Raw genomic sequence first — 19,267 nt, 5'->3', positions numbered from 1 at the left:
GCCCCCCGTCTCCCCCCCCCCCCCCCCGGCCGGGGCGCCCCCCTTGCGGCGCCCCCCCGGCAGCACCACGACCCACCGCCCATGCCGGGCACACCACATGAGGGGCGACGAGCCGAAGCTCGCCGCGCCTCTCTGTCGGCGGGTGCGGCTAGCGTGAGCGCGTGTGGACAGTCGAGCCGAAATCCAGGGGGATCGATGGAGAACGAGCGGGACCACGGCCGGACCGTGCGGAACGCTTCGCTCGCGATGATCGGCCTGGGGGTCCTGCTGTTCGTCCTCAGTCTGGCCTATCTGATACCGCACGACATGGGTGTGACCTCGGATCTCCGCAGTCGAGGCCTCCATACCCCGGCGGTCGTCACCGAATGCGCCGAAGTGAGCAACCCCCAGGACAACCCGGCGGGCAACTCCCACTGCAGGGTACGGTTCACGACTCCCCAGGGGACATCCGTCGAGACCCAACTGGCCTACGTCACCGGCACCGTCAAGCCCAGTGACACCGTGACGGTGGTGTACGACCCTCAGCACACCGACGTCGCCGCCCTCGCGTCGAGCATCGGCTTCTGGAACTCACTGACCCGGAACGCGGTCGACGTGGTCGCACTGGTCGCCTCGGTCGTCATGACTCTCCTGGGCCTCGCGGTCCATCTCGCCTACCGCCGGGTGACCCGACCGTCGTCCAGCCCCAGGTGACCACCGCTCCCACCCGGGCCGAATTGATGCGTGCCCGAACCGGGAATAGCCTGGAACCACCGCGAGTTGGCGGGCCGGACCTCCGCCCCGCCGACCGGCACACCGCATCCCTGCGCTGCGTCCATCCGCTGCGTCCATCCGCTGGGGGCGCCCGATGCCCACCCACCCGGCACGGGCCCTGGCCGTCTGTTCGCCAGGGCACGGCAGACTCCACCTCTTCGTCGGCGCGGACGACCGCACCGTACGGCACCGGGCCTTCGACGGCGGCTGGCACCCCTGGCGCACTATTTCCGGGCCGGCCTGAACCAGAACTCCCCGAAGTTCTACAACGACCCCAGGGACCGCCACGACCCGACGACCGGCAGCACGTACCCCTTCGGCTGGGACTACCAGTTCCACGGCCTGCTCAAGTACCTCCAGTACATCAACGACCCCTTGCTCACCAATCCGTCCGCCAAGGGCCTCGGCCTCCAGCTCGCGGCCTCGGGGCGGAACGTCGTGCTGGTCCTCCCGCTGATGCGGGCCGACGGCAACCCCTGCAACGAGATCGGCTCCTTCGCCGACGCAGCCTTCCTCCAGGAGTACCTGCCGGAGATCCAGGCCTTCATGTTCCGGCGCAGGGGCAACTTCCAGTTCGGAGCGATCGGCCGGCTCGGCATGGCCTCCTTCAGCAGCGGCCACGCGGCCCTGACCTGCTTCCTCGGCAACGCCGCCAACCAGGCCCACCCCCTCTACCTGGACACCCTCCAGGAGGCCTACCTCTTCGACCCGCACGCCGACCTGGTGTCCGCGACCCTCCCGCCGCTGACCCAGGTGGCCGCCTGGGCCGCGCGCGGCAGCTCCGGCACCAAGGTCGCCCGCCTCTACACCCAGAACGACCCCGCCCAACTCGCCCCGCTGCTCGCCCAGCTCGGTGTCACCGCCCCCGGCCCCGCCCCCTTCGACGCCGCCACCCCGGACGACCGCAACTCCCTCATCTCCCTCCCCCTCACCTCCTGGAAGGACCTGGCCACGAAGCAGGGCGGCAGCGTCCCGTACACCGTCTCCGAACAGGCGCACCACGTGATCTCGGCCCTCATGCTCACCGACGCCCTGCGCCGCAGCCAGTTCTGAGGCAGGGGCCGGCCCCCTACGCCTCGGCGAGGCGGGCCGCCAGGGCGTCCAGGCCGAGCGAGCCCTGGGCGAGGACGGTGCCGTGCCAGGCCCGGAGGTCGAAGGCGGCGCCCTGGCGGCGGCGGGCCTCCTCGCGGCCCCGCAGCCAGACGCGTTCGCCCAGCTTGTAGCCGATGGCCTGGCCGGGCCAGCCCAGGTAGCGGTCGATCTCGCTGCTGCGGCGCGGGAGTTCGCTGCCGTGGTGGGCGGCCATGAACGCGGTGGCGAGTTCCGGGGTCCAGCGTTCGCCGGGGTGGAAGCCGCTGTCGGCGGGGACGGCGAGTTCCAGGTGCATGCCCAGGTCCACGATCACGCGGATGATCCGGAGCATCTGCTTGTCCAGGTAGCCGAGCCGCCGGGCGGGGTCGGTGAGGAAGCCCAGTTCGTCCATCAGGCGCTCGGCGTACAGCGCCCAGCCCTCCTTGTCGGCGCTGACCGCGCCGAGGGTGATCTGGTAGCTGCTGAGCCGGTCGGCGCACGCGGTCCAGCGGGCGGTCTGGAGGTGGTGGCCGGGGACGCCCTCGTGGTACCAGGTGCTGACGAGCTGCCAGGTCGGGAAGGACCGTCGGCCGAGGGTGGGCAGGTAGGTGCGGCCGGGGCGGCGGAAGTCCAGGCTGGGGCCGTTGTAGTAGGGCGCGCCCGAGCTGCCGGGCGGCGCGATCCTGGTCTCGACCCGGCGCAGCGGGCCGGAGATGTCGAAGTGGGTGCCGTCGAGGGCGTCGATCGCCTCGTCGACGACCTGCTGGAGCCAGGCGCGGACGTTCTCCTCGCCCTCGACGGCGTGGCCGTGCCGGTTGAGGTGGTCCATGGCGGCCCGGGGGCCGGCTCCGGGGAGGATGCGGTCCGCCTCGGTGCGCATCTCGGCGACCGTGCGGTGGAACTCCTCCCAGGCCCAGGCGTACGCCTCGGCCGGGTCGATGTCGGCGCCGTTGGCCCAGCGGGCGGAGCGCAGGTAGCGCTCGCGGCCGACGGCGTCCGGGGTGCCGTCGGCGGCGGGCAGGTAGGTGTCGTGCAGCCAGTCGCGGAAGGCCGCGGTGGCGGCGGTGGCACGGTCGGCGGCGGCGTCCAGTGCGGGGCGCAGCCGGGCGGGCCCGGCCGCGGTGAAGCCGTTGAACCAGCTCCCGCCGCCGGAGCGGCCGGTCCAGGCGTCCAGTTGGGCGATGGTCGCGCGGGCCTGCCGGGGTGCGCTCAGCAGTCCCCGGGCGATGCCCTCGGTCAGGGTGGCGCGGTAGCCGTCCAGCGCTCCGGGCACGTTGCGCAGCCGGCCGGCGACGGCCGCCCACTGCTCGTCGGTCTCGGTGGGCATCATCGTGAACACGCCCCGCACCTTGTGCAGCGGGGAGTTGACGTTGCGCAGCTGGCGGAGGTGGTCGCCGGCCTCGTGCACGGCGAGTTCGGCGGTGAGCCGCTCCCGCAGCAGCCGGGCGCAGTCCCGGTCCGCGGCTCCGTCCGGGGGCGCGGCGTCGTCGAGCGCGGCCAGCGTCCGCCGCCCGAGTTCGGCGAGCGCCTCGAAGCCCTCCGGCGACAGGTCCGGCTGCCGGTCGTCCTCCGGGTGCAGACCGAGTCTGGTCGAGGTCGCCGGGTCGAGTGCCGCGACCTGGGCGACGTACCTGTCGGCGATGCTGCGGGCGGACTCCGGTGTCTCGGGCATGCCCCCATGCTGGCGCAGCGGCCGAGCCGCCGCCCAGGGCACCTGGGCAGGAGGCTCCGGACGGCGGCTCGGCGGGGTGCCGCGGACTCAGCCCTGGCAGAGGCCGCGGCTGTAGTCGACGGTCGCGGCGGCCTGCGAGTACTGCCACTGCGGGGCGAGCAGCTGCTGGTCCAGCTGCGCGGCGGCGGTGCGGTTCTCCACGACGTAGCCGAAATCCTGGAGCCAGGCCGGGTAGAGGTTCTTGGAGCCGATGAAGAAGGCGGAGCCGTCGACCGAGACCAGCTTGTGGTGCAGCGCGTACGGGTGGCCGTCGGCCCAGGTCGGGGCGGAGGAGGCCCGGAACGGGGCGAGTTGGAGGTTGCGGCACATCGCGGTCCGGGCCTGCGCCGGGTCGCCGAGGCGGGCGGCGAGCCGGGCCGCGAGGGTGTCGCTGATCTCGTTCAGGGACTTGATCTGCGAGTAGCCGCCGCTGCCGACCGCGCCGCGGTTGCCGGGGTCGCTGACCACGATGCGGACCTTGACCCCGTCGGCGAGCTTGCCCGCGAGCAGGTCGAAGAGCCGGGCGTCGTAGCGGGGCATCGGCGGGCAGGTGCCGGTGACGTCCTGCTGGGAGATGTCGATCCGGCCGGTGGCGCCCGCGATCAGGGCGCGCAGCGCGTTCTCCTCGGGGTTGACCGTCTCGTAGTCGCGGTCGTCGTTGGTGCGGTCGGGCAGGCCGATCGGGCCGCACTTGACGTCGGCGGGCCGGGCCGTCCGGTCGGGGCGGTAGTCGGAGGCGGGGTCCTCGTCGGTGATCCCGACGCCGAGGCCGCCGATCGCGATCACCGGGACGTTTCCGGTGGCCGGCACCTGCCCGACCGCCGGGTTGCGGCGCTTCTCCAGGTCGGGGGTGCAGCTCGTGCCGTTGGTGGAGGCGTACCACGCGGCCGAGAGGACCCCGGTGTTGCGGCAGGTCCAGTCCCACAGGGTGTCCAGGTACGCACCGGCGGAGGCGGCGGCCGGGCCGGTGAGCGCGAGGTCGACGTCGGTGACCGGGTGGGCGGTGTCGAGGTAGTCGCCCTTCCAGTTGTTGATGCCGCCGGTGATGACGCTCTGCCCGTCCACCACCAGCAACTTGGAGTGGTTCCAGGAGAACGCGGTCTTCGCGGTGGTCATCGAGGCGACCTCGATGGTGACGCGGCCGGCGGCGCTGCCGAGCCGGGCCACCAGGTCGTCCCGGTACTTGGAGGGCAGCGCGGTGATGTTGAGCAGCGGCGCGGCGCCGGCGAGGACCCGCACGTGCGGGGTGTTCCCGGCGGCCACCGAGGCCTTGAGGCCGTCGGCGATGGCGTCCTGGAACGCACCGTCCGGGAACGGGGCGAGAGTTGATATGTCGACGGTCCGGGTGGCCCGTCCGATGTTCTCCCGCATCTTGTCGAGCAGCTGCTCGGTGCCGGTCCGCTCGGTGCAGGAGGCGTCGCCCCAGCAGCCCGGCGTCTGCAGCAGCCACCCGCCCGGGTTACCGCCCGGTGCGTCGAGGCGGTTGCCGGCCGTCCGCTGCCAGACCGTTCCCTCCAGCCCGGGCGACACCTGACGCAGCGTCCGCTCCACCGCGTCCAGGTACGGAGTGGCATCGGCGGGCGAGGCCGGCACGGCCGGAACGGTCGACGCCGGCACCGGGGCCGGGTCGGCGAAGGCGGGAGCGACGGGCAGCGCACCGACGGCGGCGGCGAGGGCCAGCGCGGTGCCGGCCAGACGGCGGCCGGAGCGGCGGGAGTGAGGAGAGAGCACGTACGAGTCCTTCATGCGAGGCCGGGGACGTTCACCCGGACGACACCCTTAAATTACCCTAAAGTAACCAAATCTGCTGTCAGGGCCCCATCAATGGCGGCAACTCGACCGCACACCAACCGACTTCACGCCACCTCACCCTGATGGCCACTCAGCCGCCGAAGGCAAAGAGGCCCCCGCACCGATCCGGTGCGGGGGCCTCCCGTGCCAAGGTCCGGTCAACTCCAGAGCTGGGCGTCCTTGTTGTAGGTGTAGTCGAGCACGTCGGAGTAGCCCGCCCGGTAGTAGTCCCAGGTCCCGTCGTCCGCGACCACGGCCACCGTCTGCCCGGTGTTGTTGACCAGCGAGGCGGCGTTGTCCGCCACGGTCTGCCCCCAGCCGGCGCCGTTGTTGCCCCAGTGGCCGAAGTGGGCGCTGCGCAGGTCGACGGTCTGCCCGACCGACCAGTTCTCCCACGCGCCCCAGCCGTACTGCGGCGAGTGGAAGTAGAGGCACACGTTCCCGCTCGGGCAGGCCTCCGCCCCGGTCGGCTGGGACGCGGCCGACGCACCCCCCGTCGCCATGCCCGTCGCTCCGAGCGTCAACGCCACCACGGCGGCGACCTCGGCCGTACGGCGTCCGATCCTGATCCGCATTGCGTCCCCCTGGAAGTCCACGGTGCCCGACGAACCGGCGGCCGACGGCCCTGAGCGGACCCCCGGCCGAACCCGCGCAAGGCTCGCACGATCGGCCCCGCCCCGCCAGAAGTGCCGACGCCTCCGCTTGTGTGGACTTCTCGGCCCGGCACCGCCCCCGGACGCAAAAAAGCCGGGGCCGACGCACCAAGTGCGCCGACCCCGGCTCCTACTGAGTAGCGGGGACAGGATTTGAACCTGCGACCTCTGGGTTATGAGCCCAGCGAGCTACCGAGCTGCTCCACCCCGCGTCGATGTCTCCACCATAGACCACGGCCGGGCGAAAACGGAAATCGGTTTCCCGAGGGGCCCGTCGCGCCGGCCGGACGCCGGTGGAGACACGACCGGCGCCGTCAGCAGATCCGCGGGAGCTGCTCGCCAAGCGGCAGGTCCACCACCCGGGTGCCGCCGAAGCCGGTGCGGGCGACGACCATCCCGGGGTGGTCCTCGACGCACTCGCCGATCACCACCGCCTCCGCGCCCAGCGGGTGGGCCCGCATCGCGGCGAGCACGGCGTCCGCCTCGGTGCGCGGGACGAAGGCCACCAGCTTGCCCTCGTTGGCGATGTACATCGGGTCCAGGCCCAGGATCGCGCAGGCGTTGGCCACCGGGTCCGGGACGGGGACGGCGCGTTCGCTCACCACCACGCCCACCCCGGCCGCCGCCGCGATCTCGTTGAGCACCGCCGCCAGCCCGCCCCGGGTGGGGTCCCGCAGCACGTGCAGGTCGAGGGTCGCCCCGAGCATGGCTTCCACCAGTCCGCCGAGCGCCGCGCAGTCGCTGCGCACCTCGACCCCGAACTCCAGCCCCTCCCGGACGCTCATGATCGCCACCCCGTGCAGCCCGATCGGCCCGCTGACGATCACCACGTCGCCCGGGCGGGCCCGCTGCGGCCGGATGTCGACCCCGGCCGGGACGAGCCCGATGCCGGCGGTGTTCAGGTAGACGCCGTCGCCGTGCCCGGCCTCGACCACCTTGGTGTCGCCGGTGGCCACCTCCACCCCGGCGGTGCGGGCGGCCGCGCCGAGCGCCCGGGCCACCCGGTCCACCACGGCCAGCTCCACCCCCTCCTCCAGGATGAAGCCGCAGGACAGGTAGGCCGCCCGGGCCCCGCTCATGGCCAGGTCGTTGACGGTGCCGTTGACGGCGAGGTCGCCGATGCAGCCACCGGGGAAGAACAGCGGCCGCACCACGTAGGAGTCGGTGGAGAACGCCAGCCGGGCGCCGCCCAGTTCGAGCACGGCGGAGTCGCCGAGACCGGCCAGCGCCCGGCTGCCGTAGGCGGGGGCGAAGATGTTCTCCACCAGCTCGGCGGACATCGCCCCACCGCCGCCGTGCCCCATCACCACCCGGGGGTGGTCGCGCAGCGGCAGCGGGCAGCTCCAGCCGGAGAGGTCCGGCACACCGGCCGCACCGACGCCGCCGGACGCTTCGATGAGCAGGTCGGTGTCAGCCAACGGGGCTCGCCTCCTGGACGGGGCTCGGCGTGCTCGGCCCGGTCGGCGTGCTCAGCCGCCGGTAGAGGTAGTACGCGGCGCAGGCCCCCTCGCTGGAGACCATGGTGGCGCCGAGCGGGGTGCGCGGGGTGCAGACGGTGCCGAAGGCCTCGCACTCGTGGGGCTTGAGCAGCCCCTGGAGCACCTCGCCGGCCCGGCACGCGGCGGGTTCGCTGGTCCGGATGCCCCCGACGTCGAAGCGGTGCTCGGCGTCGTGGTCCCGGTAGCGCGGTGAGAGCCGCCAGCCGCTCTGCGGGATGACGCCGATGCCGCGCCAGGCCCGGTCGGTCACCTCGAAGACGTCCTCCAGCATGGCGCGGGCCGCCGGGTTGCCCTCGGGGCGGACGGCCCGCGGGTAGGCGTTGTCGACGGTGTGCTCGCCGCGCTCCAACTGCCGTACGGTGCGCCGGATCCCCTCCAGGATGTCGAGCGGCTCGAAGCCGGTGACGACGATCGGGACCCGGTGGCGCTCGGCCAGCGCGGGGTACTCCTCGGTGCCCATCACGCTGCACACGTGCCCGGCGGCCAGGAAGGCCTGGACCCGGCACTCCGGCGAATCCATGATCGCCTCGATCGCCGGGGGCACCCGGACGTGCGAGACCAGCATGCTGAAGTTGCGCAGGCCCTGCTTGCGGGCCAGGTGGACGGCCATCGCGTTCGGCGGGGCGGTGGTCTCGAAGCCGATGCCGAAGAAGACCACCTCCCGGTCCGGGTTCTCCCGGGCGATCCGCAGCGCGTCGAGCGGCGAGTACACCACCCGGACGTCGCCGCCCTCGCCCCGGACCCGGAACAGGTCGCGGTCGGTGCCGGGCACCCGCAGCATGTCGCCGAAGGAGCAGAAGATCACCCCGGGGCGGGCGGCGATGGCCAGCGCCCGGTCGATCACCTCCAGCGGGGTGACGCACACCGGGCACCCCGGCCCGTGGATCAACTCGACCTCTTCCGGAAGGAGTTGGTCGATGGCGTGCCGGATGATGCTGTGCGTCTGGCCGCCGCACACCTCCATCAGCGCCCACGGCCGGGTGACCGTCGCCCTGATGTCGGCGAGCAGGCCCTCGGCCAGCTCGGGGTTGCGGAACTCCTCCAGGTACTTCACCGTCCCGCCTCCTCGACCGCCGCGGGGTTGCCCGCAGCCTCCCACGGATCGCCGAACTCCTCCTGCAGCAGCCCGAGTTCCTCGAACAGCTCCAGGGTCCGCCGGGCCGACTCCTCGTCCAGGCGCTGCAACGCGAACCCCACGTGGACGATGGCGTACTCCCCCACCGCCAGGTCGGGCAGGTACTCCAGGCAGACGTCCTTGACCACCCCGCCGAAGTCCATCACCGCCATCCTGGTCCCGTCGCGTTCCTCGATCTCCGTCACCCTGCCGGGCACCGCCAGACACATCCGCTGTCACTCCTCCCGGGCGGCCGACGACCGGCCGGCCACCATCAGCTGGCCGAGCGCCAGCCCTCCGTCGTTGGGCGGCACCCGGCGGTGCCGCAGCACGGTGAAGCCGTCCTCCCCCAGGCCGCTCGCGCAGGCCGAGGAGAGCAGCGCGTTGGCGAAGACCCCGCCACTCAGCGCCACCGTCGAAATCCCGTACTCCCGGCGGACGTTCGCGCAGACCCGCCGGACGGCCCCGGCGACCGCGCGGTGGAAGCGGGCGGCGATCAGCCCGGTCGGCGCGCCCGCCGCCAGGTCCGCCAGCACCCCGGCCAGCACCGGCCCGGGTTCGACGGTCCAGCCGCCCGCGCGCTCCGCCAGCCCGAAGGCGTAGCCCGCCGCCGGGCCGGTCTCCGCCGGGCCGAACTCCACTGCGGCCGCCTCCAGTTCGATCGCCGCCTGGGCCTCGTACCCGGCCCGGTGGCAGACCCCGGCGAGCGAGGACACCGCGTCGAACAGCCGGCCCATGCTGGAGGTCGGCACGCAGTTCAGGCCGCGATCCAACTGCTGTTCCAGCAGCCGCAGTTCGTCCTCCGGGCAGGCCAGCACCGGCGGCAGCCCGGCCGCCCAGGGCAGCCCGGCGGCGCGCAGGTGGGCGAGCGCCGCCCGGTACGGGCGCTCGACCGCGGCGTCGCCGCCCGGCAGCGGCACGTAGCCGAGGTGGGCGACCCGGCGGTACCCGTCGTAGTCGGCCAGCAGCACCTCACCGCCCCAGATCGCGCCGTCCTCGCCGTAGCCGGTCCCGTCGAAGGCGATGCCGAGGACCGGCCGCCCGCCGTCCAGGCCGTGTTCGGCCAGCACGGCGGCGACGTGGGCGTGGTGGTGCTGCACCCGGCGCACCGGCCGGCCGGCGGCGGTGCGCTCGGCGTGGTGCAGCGAGCGGTAGCCGGGGTGCCGGTCGGCGACCAGCAGTTCGGGCCGCACCCCGCTGACCAGGCCTAGTTGCCCCACCGCCCGGTCGAAGGCGCGCAGGGTGGCCAGGTCGTCCATGTCGCCGATGTGGCCGGACAGCCAGGCGTAGCCGTCGCGGGCGAGCGCGAAGGTGTTCTTGAGGTCGCCGCCGACCGCCAGCACCGGCCGGACGGGCACCGGCAGCGGGAGCGGCAGCGGGGCGTACCCGCGCGAGCGGCGCAGCGGCAGCAGCTCGCCGTCCACCACCCGTACCACCGAGTCCTCACAGGGCACGTGGATCGGCCGGTCGTGGCCGAGCCAGCCGTCGACCAGCGGGGCGAGCGCGCTCAGCGCGTGCCGGTCGTCGGTGACGATCGGCTCGCCGGAGAGGTTGGCACTGGTCATCACCAGCAGGTCGGGCCCGGGGGCGGCGAGCAGCAGGTGGTGCAGCGGGGTGTACGGGAGCATCACCCCGAGGTCGGGGCTGCCCGGGGCGACCGCCGGGAGCTGCGCCGCGAAGCCCCCGGGGCGGCGCAGCAGGACGATCGGCCGGACGGCGCCGGTGAGCAGTTCCCGTTCGACCGGCCCGACCGTGGTCAGCGCCTCGACGGTGGCGAGGTCGCGGGCCATCACCGCGAAGGGCTTGTCGCCGCGCCGCTTGCGCCGCCGCAGCAGGGCGACGGCCGCGGCGTCGCGCGCGTCGCAGGCCAGGTGGTAGCCGCCGATGCCCTTGACGGCGAGGACCGCCCCGTCGGCGAGCAGCCGCCGGGCCTCGCCGAGCGCGTCCTCACCGTCGAGGTCGGCGCGTCCGGGCACGGTGAGGGTGAGCCGCGGCCCGCAGGCGTGGCAGGCGACGGGCTGGGCGTGGAAGCGGCGGTCGGCCGGGTCGGTGTACTCCCGGGCGCAGTCCGCGCACATCGGGAAGCCCGCCATCGTGGTGTTGGCCCGGTCGTACGGCAGGCCGGTGACGATGGTGTGCCGGGGGCCGCAGTTGGTGCAGCTGATGAACGGGTGCCGGTGGCGCCGGTCGGCGGGGTCGGCGAGTTCGGCCAGGCAGTCGGCGCAGACGGCGACGTCGGGCGGGATGAGGGTGGCCCGGGGCCCGTCGGTGCGGGAGGGGGTGATGGCGAACCCGGTGGCGCCGGTGGCGGCGAGCGGCGCGTGCTCGACGGAGGCGACCTGGGCGAGCGGCGGGGCGTCGGCGGCGACCCGGCGGCAGAAGGCGTCCAGGGCGGCCGGGCTGCCCTCGACCTCGGCGAGGACGCCCTCCCCGGTGTTGGTGACGCTGCCGGCCAGGCCGAGTTCCCCGGCCAGCGCGAAGACGAAGGGCCGGAAGCCGACGCCCTGCACCAACCCCCGGACGGCGACCCGCCGTCGTTCGCGGTCGAGTGCCGTCACGGCGTCCCCGGCACGGCGTGCGAGTGCTCCGCGTGCGAGTGCCCGGCGTGGGAGTGCCCGGCGTGGGAGTGCCCGACGTGGGAGTGCTCCGCGTGCGCCTGCCCCGCGTGGGCGTGCTCGCCCTGCCCGGCCGCCATCACCGGCCGGTGCGGCACGGCGCCGTCCAGCACCGCCAGCGCCCGGTCCAGCAGCGCCCCCACACCGTCCCCGGTCCGGGCCGAGGTGGGCACCACCTCCACCCCCGGGTTGACCCGCTGGACGTTCGCCAGGAACGCCGCCTCGTCGAACTCGGCCGCCGCGGCGAGGTCCGCCTTGGTCACCAGCACGAGGTTGGCCAGCCCGAACGCGGTCGGGTACTTGAGCGGCTTGTCCTCGCCCTCGGTGACCGAGGCGAGCACGACCCGCAGCGATTCCCCGAGGTCGTAGGAGGCCGGGCAGACCAGGTTGCCGACGTTCTCCACGAACAGCAGCCGGCAGTCCTGCGGCAGCCAGCCGTCCAGGTGCCCGGCGAGCATCCGCGCCTCCAGGTGGCAGAGCCCGTCGGTGAGCACCTGCTTCACCGGTGCGCCCGAACGGGCCAGCCGCAGCGCGTCGTTCTCGGTGGCGAGGTCGGCGGTGAGCGCGGCGACCGGGATCCCGCGCCGCCGGGCCAGCCCCAACTCGGCTTCCAGCAGGGCGGTCTTGCCGCTGCCGGGGCTGGAGAGCAGGTTGACGGCGACCGTCCCGCGGGCGGTCAGTGCGGCCCGCAGCTCGTGGGCGCTGTCGTCGTTGCGGGCGAGCACCGCCCGGCGGAGGTCGACCGTGTGGCCCGACTGGCACATCGGTTTCAGCCTTTCTGTTCGGCCGGGACGCCGGGGCCGGCGGCCCACTCGACGTCGAGGATCTGGAGCTCGCGCCCGGCGAGCAGCTCGACGCCCACGCCGGAGCGGCAGTCCGGGCAGCCGAGGTCCGGCGGCATGCCGACGGCCCATTCGACGGCGCAGGGCGAGCAGCGGGCGCGTGCCTCGACGGCCTCGGTGTCCAGCACCGCGCCCTCCACCAGCGTTCCGGCGCAGGCGAGTTCGAAGCAGAAGTCGAGGGCTTCGGGCACCACGCCCGCCAACTCGCCGACCTGGAGCCGGACCCGGGCCACGCCGGGGGCCCGGTGTTCGCGCGCGGCCGTGTCCACCTGCTCGACCACGGCGGCGGCGATCGACATCTCGTGCATCGGTCCCTTCCCACGGCGGGCGGCAACGCGCCCCATTACAGGGGGCGGTGGCGGCGACGGCTCGAAGCCGCGCCGCCACCCGGTCCGGGGCTGCACCGTTCGCAGCAATCCGCGGCTCACATCCGCGAGATCCTCAGGTACCGCTTGAGGTCCGGCAGGCTCTGCCAGACCAGTGCGCCGATCCCCGCCAACAGGGCCGCGCAGAACAGTTTCCTCAGCATGGTGTTGTCCTCCTCTCGGACTCCGCACTCACCGGGTCCGGACTTGACGCATCCGCCCGCACCGCCTCCTCGACGGCCGCCAGCACCATCCGGACGGCCCCGTCCACGGCGGAGGCCACCGGCTCGCTCAGCCCGATGCCCTCCTCCAGCGAGGCCGGCTCGCACCCGACCACCAGCACCCGCCCGGGCGGTTCGGCCCCGGTGCCGGCGGCCAGCGTGGCGAGCAGCCCGAGCACGGCGTCCGGTCCCATCCGGTGCCCGTCCAGGGCGGGCACCTCCAGCGGCTCGGCGGCCGCCTCGATGAGGTAGAGGGTGCCGGGCGGGCCGCCCCGGCAGGTGGCGTCCACCAGCACGGCCGTCCGGTAGCCGTCGAGCAGCCGGTACGCGAGGTCGACGCCGCGCACCCCGACGTCGACCGCCTCGACGCCGTCCGGCAGCTCGACGCCGGCCAGCCGCCGGACGGCCTCCACGCCGAACCCGTCGTCGCCGAGGAAGATGTTGCCGACCCCGGCGACCAGCACCGCGCCGCCGCTCACGACTCCTCCAGCGGGGTGACCTCGTCCGGCTGGAAGTAGCGGAACCGCCCCTGGGCCCGCCACAGGTCGGCGCCCGGGTCGTCCTCGACCGTGACGGCGAGGTGCACCGAGCCGTCGACGTCGTGCAGCACGGCTTCCACGAGGGCGGTGCGCCCGGCCAGGAAGAGGTCCTGGGCGTCGGTGCGCCGCCGCCCGGGCCGCAGCAGCACCCGGCTGCCCGCGCCGACCTGCCGGCCGTCGACCAGCACCTTGTCCCGCTCGGGGTCGACCGCCGGATCGTTGCCGGGGTCCCACCAGGGCTGTTCGGAGTCCGCCCCGGAGCTGGTGATCTCGCGCAGGCCGCGGACGGCGCCGTGCAGCCGTTCCAGCACCTCGGGCGGCATGGACTCGGCGAGGTCGATCACCGCCCCGGCCCGGTCGTCGGTGCCCCGGGCCTCGCGCTTCTCGTCCTCGGTCAGCGCCGCCGTGCGCAGGGCCAGGATCTCGTCGATCTCGGTGGCGTCGTAGAGGGTGCCGAGGCTCTCCGGGGCGATCCGCGGGTGGTCCTCCAGGATGATCGGCGAGGAGAGCATCACCTGGTACCCGCCGTCCGGTCCGGCCAGCACCGGCCAGGTGCGGTCGTTGCGGCACCGCTCGACGGCCGGGCGGGCCCACTCGGGCGGGTCGGTGACCGAGACGAAGCGGCCGTGCTCCAGCCCGAGCAGCAGGTGGGCGGAGACCAGCGAGCGCGCCAGCGCCTCCTCCCGCCCGGCCTTGCGGCGCGGTGTCCAGGCGGAGACGTTCTCCACCTCGGCGGTCAGCCGCTGCGCCCGGTACGGGCCGGGCAGTTCCTTCATCCGCAACCGGACCAGCCCGTCGACCTGTTCGCGCCGCCGCACCAGCCGGCCGACGGCGCTGCCGTGCTCGTGCACCAGCTCGGTGGAGCCGACGCCCGGCAGCCGGAAGTCGCGCTGCACCCCGGCACCGGTCAACTCCTCGACGGACACCAGCAGTTCGATCCGTTCCTCAACACCCTCGTCCCATTCGACCAGCACCCGGTCGGCCAGCTCCAGCCGTTCCACCGGCTCGAACCCGCCGCCGTCGGTGGCCCGTTCGACGGTGCGCCGCTGGACCCGCAGGAACCGCAGCTCGACCGCGAGCCGGTCGCCCTGCCGCGCCTCCGTGACGCACTCGGTGCGCTGGTGCGAGTGCTCGCCGCCCTGCCGGGTGTACTCGGGCGGCACCAGCACGCCGAACTGCCAGCGCAGTTGGTTCTTGGCGGCGGACGCGCGGTACGGGTAGAGCACGTAGCCCTCCAGCAGCACCGCGTCGGCGATCTGCCGGGCGCCCGCGAAGCCGCGCTCGATCCCCTCGGGGAGCTCGACCGTGAACCCGCTCACCGGACTCCCTCCCGCACCGCCGCGGTGGCGAGCAGGTCGCGCACCGTCGCCTCCCAGGAGGGCAGCGCCCGCCGGGAGCGGTGCGCCAGCAGTTCGTCCATCAGGTCCTCCGGCAGTCGCAGCCAGCCGCAGCCGGGGAAGTGCTGGTCGACGGCCTCCCGCCAGACCCGGACCGGCATCCGCACCCGGGCCTCCTGGTCCCAGGGCACCGGGGTGACCTGGAACCCGCCGGGGCCGGCGAAGGCGGTGCCGGAGAAGAGCAGCAGCAGCGGCACCTCACCGCCCTCCAGGGCCCGGAAGTACCGGGCGCAGGCGACCTCCAGGTCGTAGCTGCACGGCACCACGAGGTCGGCCTCGGTCTCGCCGGTGAAGCCGGGCACCAGCAGCGGCACGGTGGCGAACTGGATCGGGTTGAGCGTGCTCCCCCAGCGCTCCCGCTCCCCGAACAGGTCGCCCAGCCGCTCCCCCTCGGCCTCGCCGTAGGGCCGGCGGGCGGGTTCGATCCGCAGCTGGCACTGCAGGGCGAGGGCGTGCACCCGGGTGTCGGCGGGCCCGGTGATCCGCAGCCGGAACACCAGCGTGGGCCCGGCCGCGTACGGGTCGGAGCGCACGCCGGTGCAGGCGAAGCCGAGCTTCGTCATGCCGTCACCGCCGCGGTCAGCGGGCGGGCCCGGAGGGCCAACCGGCCGAAGAAGGCGTCGAGTTCGGCCCGGGCCTCGGCGCCGCCGTCGAAGCCGTGCCAGCACCGGCGGAGCCGGCCGACCAGCTCGTAGCAGACGTCGATCGGCACCAGGTAGCAGGCGACCCGGCCGTCGGTGCGGCGCAGCAGCAGCGCCTCGACGTCCGGTTCCAGGGCGGCGGCCAGCCGGCTGCTGCCGAGGGCGCGCTGCCAGGCCTCCTCGTCGACCTCGCTCTCGGTGGCGCCGGCCGGGCCGGGGTAGAAGGCGAGCAACCGGTCCAGCACGGCGTTGCGGAACAGGAAGACGGTGCCGACCGGGACGCCGAGCACCGACCAGACCCGCTCGTCCACCGCGCCGTCCGGATCGTGCAGGTAGCGGTCCGGCACCGTGCGGTAGCGGCCGCCGGCCGCGCCGTGCTGCTGGAACAGCAGGCCGCAGGCGGTGCAGGTGCAGGCCAGGGAGCGTTCCTCGACGTCCACCAGGTGGCGGTGGCCGGGCGGCAGGTCGTGGCCGCAGAGGCCGCACTGCTCGGGCCGCGGGGGCGCCGGCTCGCGCAGCCGGCGCAGCAGGGCGGTCCCGTCGCGGGAGACCCTCCGGGTGTTCATCGCGCCTCCGCGGGCTGGGGCGGGCGAGTGCCGATCTGGAGCAGCTGGGGGGCGCGCTCCAGGTCCAGGGCCGTCACCTCGGGGGCGTGGCAGGCGAGGGCGGCCTCCACCTCCTGCTCGCCGCAGCCGCACCCGGAGGCGGTGCGGCGCAGCCGCAGGGTGCCGGTCTCCGGGGCGAAGCCGAGCACCTCGATCCGCTCGGGCAGGTTGGCGAGCGCCCGGTCGATCCGGGCGGTGACGTCCTCGGGGTGGAGGTCGTGCAGGAGCAGCAGTCCGGCCACCGCCGGGTCGTCCAGCATCCGTTCCAGGGCGGGCGGGGGCAGCGCGGGGACCAGTCGGGCCAGGCCCTCGCCGTAGAACTCCATGAGCTCGCGGACGAGTTGCTCGCCGGCCTGTTCGGCGTCGCTGCCGGCCAGGGCGTCCAGGGCCTGCTGGATCCGCTGCCCGGTCTGCTCGGCCGTCATGCGGTGAGCCCGCTCAGGCCGGTGGGGACGTGCATGGTCTTGAGGGTGCGGCCGTTGCCGACGTACATGTGCACGCCGCAGGGCAGACAGGGGTCGAAGCTGCGCACGGCGCGCATGATGTCGATGCCCTTGAAGTTCTCCGGGGAGTTCTCCTCGAAGATCGGCGTGTTCTGCACCGCGTCCTCGTACGGGCCGGGGGTGCCGTAGCTGTCGCGCACGCTGGCGTTCCACGGGGTGGGCGGGTACGGGTGGTAGTTGGCGATCTTGCCGTCGCGGATCACCATGTGGTGCGAGAGCACGCCGCGCACGGCCTCGGTGAAGCCGCAGCCGATCGACTCGTCCGGCACCTCGAAGCGCTCCCAGGTCTGGGTGCGCCCGGCGCGGACCTCTTCGAGCGCCTTCTCGGCGAAGTGCAGGGCGGCGGCGGCCGCGTAGGCCTGGAAGTAGGTGCGGGCGCGGTTGCGCTCGATGGCGTTGCTCCACTGCGGGATCTTCCACTCGAAGGTGACCTCGGGCTTGGTCATCGAGCGGGGCAGGTTGATCCGGACGCTGTGGCCGGTGGCCTTGATGTAGCCGATGTCGACCAGGCCGGACAGCGCGGTGGACCACAGCCGGGCGATCGGGCCGCCTCCGGTGTCGAGGGCGAGGTGCTCCTTGCCGTCGAACCAGCGCGGGGACATCACCCAGCTGTACTTGTCGTCGAAGTTGCGCTTCTGCGGCTGCGGGATGGTGTGCTGGTTCCACGGGTGCCGGGGGTCGACGGGGTTGCCCAGCGGGTCGTGGGTGACGAACAGTTCCTTGCCCTGCCAGTCCTCGTAGTAGGAGCTGCCGAGCAGGATCCGGATGCCGAGGTTGATCTCGGTGAGGTCGTTGGTGACCAGCTTGCCGTCGACCACGACGCCGGGGGTGACGAACATCCGCCGCCCCCAGTCCGTCATGTTGCGGTACGTGAAGTCGCAGTGGTCCGGGTCGTTGAGGCTGCCCCAGCAGCCGAGCAGCACCCGGCGCCGGCCGACCTCCTCGTAGCCGGGCAGGGCCTGGTAGAAGAAGTCGAAGAGGTCGTCGTGCAGCGGCACGACCTTCTTCATGAACTCGACGTAGCGCATCAGCCGGGTCAGGTAGTCGGTGAACAGCTGCACGGTGGCGACGGTGCCGACGCCGCCCGGGTAGAGCGTGGAGGGGTGCACGTGGCGGCCCTCCATCAGGCAGAACATCTCCCGGGTGTAGCGGCTGACCTGGAGCGCCTCGCGGTAGAACTTGCCCTCGATCGGGTTGAGCGAGCGCATGATGTCGGCGATGGTCTTGTAGCCGTGGTCGCCGGCGTGCGGGGCCTCGGTGCGCTCGGCCAGTTCCAGGACGCCGGGGTTGGTCTCGCGGACCATCTTCTCGCAGTAGTCGACCCCGACCAGGTTCTCCTGGAAGATGTTGTGGTCGAACATGTACTCGGCCGCCTCGCCGAGGTTGATGATCCACTCCCCCAGGTGCGGGGGCTTCACGCCGTACGCCATGTTCTGGGCGTAGACCGAGCAGGTGGCGTGGTTGTCGCCGCAGATCCCGCAGATCCGGCTGGTGATGAAGTGGGCGTCGCGCGGGTCCTTGCCGCGCATGAAGACGCTGTAGCCGCGGAAGACCGACGAGGTGCTGTAGCACTCCGCGACCCGCTTCTGCTTGAAGTCGATCTTCGTGTGGATGCCCAGGCTGCCCACGATCCGGGTGATCGGGTCCCACGACATCTCGGTCAGGCCGCTGCCGTCGCCGGCCGCCCTGGTCATCGGTGTTGCCATCGTCTCTGGGTGTCCTTGTCTAGGGGTCTACGGGTTCGGCGGGGTCGGCGGGGTTCGACGGACCGGGCGGTGGCCGACGCGGGCCGCACACCGGGGGGGTGTGCGGCCCTCCCCCGTCACCAGGGCGGGCGGTAGCCCGTGGTCAGGTGACGCCCGGTGCGGCGCCACTTCGGTTCCTTGTCGACGGTCTTCTGGGTGATCGCGCGCAGCCGGCGGATCAGCGCGCCGTACGCGGCACTGGCACCCGTCGAGACGCGCGATCCGGGCGGCGGGTCCATGAAGGGCATGAACTTGTCGGGGAAGCCCGGCATGGTGCAGGCGATGCAGATGCCGCCGACGTTCGGGCAGCCGCCGACGCCGTTGATCCAGCCGCGCTTGGTGACGTTGCACTTGACGACGGGGCCCCAGCAGCCGAGCCGCACCAGGCACTCGGGGGTGCCGTAGTCGGTGGCGAACTGGCCCTGCTCGTAGTACCCGCCGCGGTCGCAGCCCTCGTGCACGGTGGCACCGAACAGCCAGGCGGGCCGCAGCTTGTCGTCCAGCGGGATCATCGGCGCCGAGCCCGCCAGTTGGTACAGCAGGTAGGTGAGCGTCTCGGCGAAGTTGTCGGGCTGGATCGGGCAGCCCGGCACGCAGACGATCGGCAGCCCGGCCTTGGACTTCCAGTCCCAGCCGAGGTAGTCCGGCACGCCCATCGCGCCGGTCGGGTTGCCGGCCATCGCGTGGATGCCGCCGTACGTGGCGCAGGTCCCGATCGCCACCACGGCGGTCGCCTTGGAGGCGAGCCGGTCCAGCCACTCACTGGTGGTGATGGGCTGGCCGGTGGCGGGGTCGTCACCGAAGCCGCACCAGTAACCCTCCTTCTTGATCTTCTCGTTGGGGATCGACCCCTCGACGACCAGCACGAAGGGTTCGAGCTCGCCGCGGTCGGCCTTGAAGAACCACTCGACGAAGTTGTCGGCGCCCTGGACCGGCCCGCACTCGAAGTCGATCAGCGGCCAGTGCACCGCGATCTTCGGCAGACCGGGCAGCGCGCCGGTGACGATCTCCTCGATGCTCGGCTGCATCGCGGCGGTCAGCGAGACGGAGTCCCCGTCACAGCTGAGGCCGGCGTTGATCCAGAGAATGTGCACCACGTCGGTGTCGGTTGTTGCAGCACCCATGAGGATGCCTCCTCGGGGATGGGAGCCGGACGGAAATGGCTCGGACCCAGTCATAGCAACGCTTCGGGCCTTCCGCCG

Annotated in this window: 20 protein-coding genes and 1 tRNA gene; 3 read left to right on the top strand and 18 right to left on the bottom strand. The window is 73.3% G+C overall.

Annotated elements, in window-relative coordinates; all coding sequences use genetic code 11:
• The first annotated feature begins 195 nt into the window (after nucleotides 1–195).
• The 3 genes from ACFY2K_RS40640 (at nucleotide 196) to ACFY2K_RS40630 (ending at nucleotide 1,806) form a co-directional block, all read left to right on the top strand.
• Complete coding sequence (locus ACFY2K_RS40640) at nucleotides 196–693, top strand: DUF3592 domain-containing protein (protein ID WP_387717738.1); 498 nt, start codon at nucleotides 196–198, stop codon at nucleotides 691–693.
• Between the two features lie 154 nt (nucleotides 694–847).
• Nucleotides 848–997: a hypothetical protein gene (locus ACFY2K_RS40635; RefSeq protein WP_387717735.1), complete on the top strand. Its 150-nt coding sequence runs from the start codon at nucleotides 848–850 to the stop codon at nucleotides 995–997.
• Nucleotides 998–1,128: 131 nt separating this feature from the next.
• Entirely contained in the window at nucleotides 1,129–1,806 is a 678-nt protein-coding gene (locus tag ACFY2K_RS40630; protein WP_387717732.1) for a hypothetical protein, read from the top strand.
• Nucleotides 1,807–1,822: 16 nt separating this feature from the next.
• Here the strand turns inward: ACFY2K_RS40630 and ACFY2K_RS40625 are convergent, their stop codons facing one another.
• The 18 genes from ACFY2K_RS40625 to ACFY2K_RS40540 all read right to left on the bottom strand — a co-directional run bounded on the left by ACFY2K_RS40625 (nucleotide 1,823) and on the right by ACFY2K_RS40540 (nucleotide 19,189).
• Nucleotides 1,823–3,496: a DUF885 domain-containing protein gene (locus ACFY2K_RS40625; RefSeq protein ID WP_387717729.1), complete on the bottom strand. Its 1,674-nt coding sequence runs from the start codon at nucleotides 3,494–3,496 to the stop codon at nucleotides 1,823–1,825.
• Between the two features lie 87 nt (nucleotides 3,497–3,583).
• Complete coding sequence (locus tag ACFY2K_RS40620) at nucleotides 3,584–5,266, bottom strand: phospholipase (protein ID WP_387717726.1); 1,683 nt, start codon at nucleotides 5,264–5,266, stop codon at nucleotides 3,584–3,586.
• Between the two features lie 218 nt (nucleotides 5,267–5,484).
• Nucleotides 5,485–5,901, bottom strand: a complete 417-nt coding sequence (locus ACFY2K_RS40615; RefSeq protein WP_380397735.1) for a peptidase inhibitor family I36 protein — start codon at nucleotides 5,899–5,901, stop codon at nucleotides 5,485–5,487.
• Nucleotides 5,902–6,117: 216 nt separating this feature from the next.
• Nucleotides 6,118–6,191 (bottom strand) — tRNA-Met (locus tag ACFY2K_RS40610).
• A 102-nt stretch (nucleotides 6,192–6,293) separates the two neighbouring features.
• Nucleotides 6,294–7,376: a hydrogenase expression/formation protein HypE gene (gene hypE / locus ACFY2K_RS40605; RefSeq protein ID WP_387717741.1), complete on the bottom strand. Its 1,083-nt coding sequence runs from the start codon at nucleotides 7,374–7,376 to the stop codon at nucleotides 6,294–6,296.
• A gap of 13 nt (nucleotides 7,377–7,389) precedes the next feature.
• A complete protein-coding gene (gene hypD, locus ACFY2K_RS40600; protein WP_387717723.1) occupies nucleotides 7,390–8,532 on the bottom strand; it encodes a hydrogenase formation protein HypD in 1,143 nt (380 codons plus the stop codon).
• A complete protein-coding gene (locus tag ACFY2K_RS40595) occupies nucleotides 8,529–8,822 on the bottom strand; it encodes a HypC/HybG/HupF family hydrogenase formation chaperone (protein ID WP_380397731.1) in 294 nt (97 codons plus the stop codon). Before ACFY2K_RS40595 ends, hypD begins: the two co-directional genes overlap by 4 nt.
• 6 nt (nucleotides 8,823–8,828) lie before the next feature.
• The gene (hypF, locus tag ACFY2K_RS40590) at nucleotides 8,829–11,150 is read right to left on the bottom strand and encodes a carbamoyltransferase HypF (protein ID WP_387717721.1); all 2,322 of its coding nucleotides are present in this window, start codon (nucleotides 11,148–11,150) and stop codon (nucleotides 8,829–8,831) included.
• On the bottom strand, nucleotides 11,147–11,971 hold the full coding sequence (gene hypB / locus ACFY2K_RS40585; protein ID WP_387717719.1) for a hydrogenase nickel incorporation protein HypB: 825 nt from the start codon (nucleotides 11,969–11,971) through the stop codon (nucleotides 11,147–11,149). The genes hypF and hypB overlap by 4 nt, the downstream gene beginning before the upstream one ends.
• Nucleotides 11,972–11,976: 5 nt before the next feature.
• Complete coding sequence (gene hypA / locus ACFY2K_RS40580) at nucleotides 11,977–12,357, bottom strand: hydrogenase maturation nickel metallochaperone HypA (RefSeq protein WP_380523639.1); 381 nt, start codon at nucleotides 12,355–12,357, stop codon at nucleotides 11,977–11,979.
• Between the two features lie 116 nt (nucleotides 12,358–12,473).
• The gene (locus ACFY2K_RS40575) at nucleotides 12,474–12,578 is read right to left on the bottom strand and encodes a DUF6893 family small protein (RefSeq protein ID WP_380397724.1); all 105 of its coding nucleotides are present in this window, start codon (nucleotides 12,576–12,578) and stop codon (nucleotides 12,474–12,476) included.
• Entirely contained in the window at nucleotides 12,572–13,114 is a 543-nt protein-coding gene (locus ACFY2K_RS40570) for a hydrogenase maturation protease (protein ID WP_387717717.1), read from the bottom strand. The genes ACFY2K_RS40575 and ACFY2K_RS40570 overlap by 7 nt, the downstream gene beginning before the upstream one ends.
• A complete protein-coding gene (locus tag ACFY2K_RS40565; protein ID WP_387717715.1) occupies nucleotides 13,111–14,493 on the bottom strand; it encodes a hypothetical protein in 1,383 nt (460 codons plus the stop codon). The genes ACFY2K_RS40570 and ACFY2K_RS40565 overlap by 4 nt, the downstream gene beginning before the upstream one ends.
• Nucleotides 14,490–15,134 carry a DUF6084 family protein gene (locus tag ACFY2K_RS40560; protein ID WP_380593174.1) on the bottom strand — a complete coding sequence of 215 codons (645 nt, stop codon included), beginning with the start codon at nucleotides 15,132–15,134 and terminating at the stop codon, nucleotides 14,490–14,492. Before ACFY2K_RS40560 ends, ACFY2K_RS40565 begins: the two co-directional genes overlap by 4 nt.
• Nucleotides 15,131–15,778: a DUF5947 family protein gene (locus tag ACFY2K_RS40555; RefSeq protein ID WP_380523647.1), complete on the bottom strand. Its 648-nt coding sequence runs from the start codon at nucleotides 15,776–15,778 to the stop codon at nucleotides 15,131–15,133. The genes ACFY2K_RS40560 and ACFY2K_RS40555 overlap by 4 nt, the downstream gene beginning before the upstream one ends.
• A complete protein-coding gene (locus ACFY2K_RS40550; RefSeq protein ID WP_380397714.1) occupies nucleotides 15,775–16,242 on the bottom strand; it encodes a thioredoxin in 468 nt (155 codons plus the stop codon). Before ACFY2K_RS40550 ends, ACFY2K_RS40555 begins: the two co-directional genes overlap by 4 nt.
• Nucleotides 16,239–18,026: a nickel-dependent hydrogenase large subunit gene (locus tag ACFY2K_RS40545; protein ID WP_387717712.1), complete on the bottom strand. Its 1,788-nt coding sequence runs from the start codon at nucleotides 18,024–18,026 to the stop codon at nucleotides 16,239–16,241. The genes ACFY2K_RS40550 and ACFY2K_RS40545 overlap by 4 nt, the downstream gene beginning before the upstream one ends.
• Nucleotides 18,027–18,142: 116 nt before the next feature.
• Entirely contained in the window at nucleotides 18,143–19,189 is a 1,047-nt protein-coding gene (locus ACFY2K_RS40540; RefSeq protein ID WP_380523653.1) for a hydrogenase expression protein HypE, read from the bottom strand.
• Nucleotides 19,190–19,267 lie beyond the last annotated feature (78 nt).

The sequence above is a fragment of the Kitasatospora sp. NPDC001309 genome (assembly GCF_042896295.1).
In the GTDB taxonomy this organism is placed as follows: domain Bacteria; phylum Actinomycetota; class Actinomycetes; order Streptomycetales; family Streptomycetaceae; genus Kitasatospora.
This window is presented reverse-complemented; position numbering and strand designations above follow the sequence as displayed.

What these genes read in the sequence shown, in the direction of transcription:
- ACFY2K_RS40640 (WP_387717738.1), top strand. Translation starts at nt 196, where the DNA reads ATGGAGAACGAGCGGGACCACGGCCGGACCGTGCGGAACGCTTCGCTC.
- ACFY2K_RS40635 (WP_387717735.1), top strand. Translation starts at nt 848, where the DNA reads ATGCCCACCCACCCGGCACGGGCCCTGGCCGTCTGTTCGCCAGGGCAC.
- ACFY2K_RS40625 (WP_387717729.1), bottom strand. Translation starts at nt 3,496, where the DNA reads ATGCCCGAGACACCGGAGTCCGCCCGCAGCATCGCCGACAGGTACGTC.
- ACFY2K_RS40615 (WP_380397735.1), bottom strand. Translation starts at nt 5,901, where the DNA reads ATGCGGATCAGGATCGGACGCCGTACGGCCGAGGTCGCCGCCGTGGTG.
- ACFY2K_RS40595 (WP_380397731.1), bottom strand. Translation starts at nt 8,822, where the DNA reads ATGTGTCTGGCGGTGCCCGGCAGGGTGACGGAGATCGAGGAACGCGAC.
- hypB (WP_387717719.1), bottom strand. Translation starts at nt 11,971, where the DNA reads ATGTGCCAGTCGGGCCACACGGTCGACCTCCGCCGGGCGGTGCTCGCC.
- hypA (WP_380523639.1), bottom strand. Translation starts at nt 12,357, where the DNA reads ATGCACGAGATGTCGATCGCCGCCGCCGTGGTCGAGCAGGTGGACACG.
- ACFY2K_RS40575 (WP_380397724.1), bottom strand. Translation starts at nt 12,578, where the DNA reads ATGCTGAGGAAACTGTTCTGCGCGGCCCTGTTGGCGGGGATCGGCGCA.
- ACFY2K_RS40560 (WP_380593174.1), bottom strand. Translation starts at nt 15,134, where the DNA reads ATGACGAAGCTCGGCTTCGCCTGCACCGGCGTGCGCTCCGACCCGTAC.
- ACFY2K_RS40555 (WP_380523647.1), bottom strand. Translation starts at nt 15,778, where the DNA reads ATGAACACCCGGAGGGTCTCCCGCGACGGGACCGCCCTGCTGCGCCGG.
- ACFY2K_RS40550 (WP_380397714.1), bottom strand. Translation starts at nt 16,242, where the DNA reads ATGACGGCCGAGCAGACCGGGCAGCGGATCCAGCAGGCCCTGGACGCC.
- ACFY2K_RS40545 (WP_387717712.1), bottom strand. Translation starts at nt 18,026, where the DNA reads ATGGCAACACCGATGACCAGGGCGGCCGGCGACGGCAGCGGCCTGACC.
- ACFY2K_RS40540 (WP_380523653.1), bottom strand. Translation starts at nt 19,189, where the DNA reads ATGGGTGCTGCAACAACCGACACCGACGTGGTGCACATTCTCTGGATC.